Origin of the sequence: Segeticoccus rhizosphaerae (genome assembly GCF_009192725.1) — a bacterium.
Lineage (GTDB): Bacteria > Actinomycetota > Actinomycetes > Actinomycetales > Dermatophilaceae > Segeticoccus > Segeticoccus rhizosphaerae.
Map to the genome: position 1 here is coordinate 1 of NZ_VOHR01000354.1, position 3627 is coordinate 3627.

At 72.0% G+C, this 3627-nt stretch carries 3 protein-coding genes; all 3 read right to left on the minus strand.

All coding sequences use genetic code 11. The features are described 5' to 3' along the window. Window positions 1–129: 129 nt before the first annotated feature. A complete protein-coding gene (locus tag FRW57_RS18865; protein ID WP_152186746.1) occupies window positions 130–1428 on the minus strand; it encodes a TolB-like translocation protein in 1299 nt (432 codons plus the stop codon). An 85-nt stretch (window positions 1429–1513) separates the two neighbouring features. Further along, the gene (locus FRW57_RS18870; RefSeq protein ID WP_152186747.1) at window positions 1514–2788 is read right to left on the minus strand and encodes a hypothetical protein; all 1275 of its coding nucleotides are present in this window, start codon (window positions 2786–2788) and stop codon (window positions 1514–1516) included. A gap of 29 nt (window positions 2789–2817) precedes the next feature. Next, window positions 2818–3627: SIS domain-containing protein (locus FRW57_RS18875; RefSeq protein ID WP_152186748.1), on the minus strand; the 810-nt coding region annotated here is incomplete at its 5' end.

Consider the following 3627-nt stretch of genomic DNA (forward strand, 5'->3'; position numbering starts at 1 on the left):
GGACTCGGAAGAGATCCTGGGCGCACGAGTGCTCACCAACTGGCAGCTACCTGTCACCGAGTCTGCCTCAACGGGCCGAGCCGGTAACTCTCATTAGGGCGCAGGGCGCGGGTGGGGTTGCGCGGCCAGTCAGTGGGCGGCGCGCACGGCGACCTTGCTCAGACTCGGCAGGCCGACACCCAGGTGGCGCAACCGGCCGGTCGAGCCGTCCCACGCCACCAGCGTCCCGTCGTCCTCGACGAGGAACAACCATCGGCTGTCCGGCGACCACGCTGCTGAGACCTCGCCCGTCAGGTTCTGTCCGCCGAGCCGCACCGGCACGCGCCGGCTCGCGCCGGACGCCAGGTCGATGAGCAGCATGCCGGACTCGCTCGGGTCGAAGATGGCAGCCGTGCCGCCGTCCGGCGAGATGACCCCGCCCGTCGCGAAGTAGTCGACCGGTGACCCGGGCAGCCTGCGCCGGGTGCCGGTCCGCTTGTCGATGACCACCCTGGCGCAGCCGTCGTGGTCATCGCACTCCACGACCAGCCAGCGGGTCGGTCCGATCGCCTGCAACGTTCCGGTGGTGATGCGGTCGAGGCCGTGATCGGTGACGTCGTAGATGCCGCCCGTCGTCCAGATGCAGGGGTGGCCGCTCCCGTCGGGGAGCATCGGGTCCTGCATGTTCGGCGGCGCGGGGATGTCGCTGCCCGCAGTCGTGCCGTCCAGATCCAGCAGGCGGAAGACGAAGGAGCCGGTGTCGTCGACGACCCTGACCCAGACGTGGTCGAGGTCGGGCCCGGGCACCACCGTGATGTGCCCGCGGAGGGTGGCTGGGAGCTCCCGAGCGGCGTCGCCGTCGGCCACGAGGTATCCCGGCACGAAGCCCATGGGCGTCGCCACGAGTGCACCCCGCCCCGTGACCAGGAAGGACCGCGGGACGGTGCTGCCCAGCGAGGGAAACCTCGTCGTGGTGAGGCGACCCCTCGCCGGCTGGATCCGCACCACCGCGTCGTCGGCGAGGGCGAAGAGGTCCCAGCCGCCCCGGATGCCGAGTAGCGAGTGGCCGACCGCCGTCACGGTGACCTTGCCGCGCGCGGGCCAGCGGTCCTCGCCCGGGCGGGCCAGCTTCGCGCTCAGCCGACGCGGCCAGACCGAGGCGGTCCCGGTGTTCGTGCTCGCGCGGGTATTCGAGGCGATCGGAGTGCGCGGCGGTGCCGCCGACGGCTGCTGGTCGGGCTGCAGCTGCAGCACCACCAGCGCCACCACCGGTATGACAAGCAGGATCAGCCAGCGCAGGCCACCGCCTCCCTCACCCCTGCCCTTCTCCCAGGACTCGTCGAGCAGCTCGGCGTCATCCATCTCGATGTCGTGAGCGCGGCGGTCCGGATCGCGCTGGTCGTTCCGACCCAGCTCGTCGTCCGCCTCGTCCTGCGCGTGGTTGCCCACCTGACCATGGTGGCCCTCCGCGCTTCACCGCGTACGGCATATCGCCGGTATGCCGTGCGAGTCCGGCAGGTTCGCCTTGGCCGGATCAGCCGTTCGAGCGCACGACCACCTGTCCGACCCTCGGCAGGTCGACCCCGAGGTGGTGCACCCGCCCACTCGCGGTGTCGACGGCCAGGAGCACGCCGCGGTCGTCGACGAGGAAGACCCATCGGCTGTCCGGCGACCAGGCGATGGCGTTCTGCCCGGGGTCGATGCTGAGCCCACCGTGAGCGCCCACCTCCGAACTCGCACCGGATCGCAGGTCGGACAGCCACAACCTGGGTCGACCGCCGGCGTCGACGTCGGTGAGCGCGGCCATCGAACCGTCGGGAGACAGCGCTCCCTGGGCGTCGTACAGCCACGCCGGAAGGCTGGACAGCGTTCTGCGGCGTCTCGACTCGCGGTCGACGACCGAACCCGCGCAACGATCGACGTGGTCGCACTCCACGACCAGCCATCCGGTGGGCCCCGAAGCCACCAACACCCCGACGGTGACGCGGCGCGGCCCGTCAGGAAGCAGGTCGTAGATCCCTCCGGTGGTCCGCAGCAGCGGGTATCCGGCGCCGTCGGGCCTGATCCAATCCTGTCCGTTGGCCGGTTTCCTGATGTCGGGTCCCGCGGGACGGCCGTCGGGACCCACCAGTCGGATGGCGCTGTCGTCCACGCCGTTGCCGAGGTCGACCCAGACGTGACCCGGGTCGGGCCCGGGCACCACCGGATCACCGGTGCTCAGGACGCCGGTGAGCTGGCGGGCAGGCCTTCCATCGGGCACGAGGTAACCCGGGACGGAGCTCAACGGTCGCACGATCGCCCCCGCGCTGGTGGCCACGAACGCCACCGGGCCGCTGCGGTCCAGGCTCGGCACCGTGGTGGTGGTGAGCCGATCATGCCCGAACTCGATCCGGACCACCACGCCGTCGCCGGAGGCGAAAAGGTCCCAGTGGCCGCCGATCCCGAACGGCGCGTGGTCGAGGTTCATCACCGACGGCACCTTGGACGGTCCACCGTTGCCCGTCGGTCGCGCCGCCCCCACGGTCGGCTGGCCGATCCGACCCGGCACCACGCTTGCACTCGACCTGACCGTCGACCACGGGCTCGTGGGAGTGGGCGACGCCGACGGAGTCCGATGCGGCTGGAGCTGCACCACCACCAGCGCGACCACGGGGATGACGAGCAGCAGCAACAACCAGCGCAGGCTTCCGCCCCGCTCCTCGTCCGCCTCGTCCCTGCCGTGGCTGGCCACCAGACCATGGTGACTGACGAGGCGCCGGACGCGCACGGCATACGGCCCGTATGACGTCCGCAGCCGCACCGCGGGCACCACCTTGATGGTGGTTCAGCCCGCGGAGGTCAGTGTCCGGTGCGGTCGCGCAGGTCGGCGACGTGCGGTGAGACCGCCGGGTCGAGGCCGAGCCCGATGGCCAAGTAGGTGGCGGTGAAGTCGGTCTGCGCCATCTGGCCCGCCAACCGTACCAGCGGGTGGCCCGGTTCGGCGGTCACGGTGCTGACCGTGACCCCTGTCTCTTCCGCGGACTGCAGCACGGCATCCGTGAGCGCCTCGGCCTCGTCCGACTCGAGGCTGCGCATCTCCGGAGGCGCGTCGCGCAGCATCAGCAGACCGAGCCGGGGCTGGGCCGGGCCGTCCAGGAAGGGGTCGGCGAAGATGTCGTCACGTGCGCCACGACCACCGGCACCCTGGCCCCCGACCGCGGTGAACGGTCCGTCGAAGCACGCCACGATCTGCGAGGCCGCGTCGGGCAGTTCACCGCAGGTGGCGGGCATCCGGGCCGTGCGCGCCAGCATCGATGCCGCGCGCCCGGCGGCGACCCCGTTGAGCGGCCCGTCACCGAGGATCACCGGCACCGACTCGGCCAGCCGCGTCGCGAGCAGCTTGGCCGGGTTGACGAATGACTCCGACGACGGTCGGCAGGCCTCGGCCTGCTCGTCCAGGCGCTCCGCGACCGCCTCGAGGGTCGACGCGGGCGCGTCGACCAGACCGAGCTGGCTCGCGGCCATCACCACCGGCGCGAGCAGCGACCACAACCCGGTGCGCGACGAGATCCGGCCGCGCCCGACGCCGATGTGCACGCCGCGCGCCTGGGCGCAGATGTCGGCCAGCGGGGAGTCGGTGGCACCGACGGTGAGCAGCGCCGCACCCCG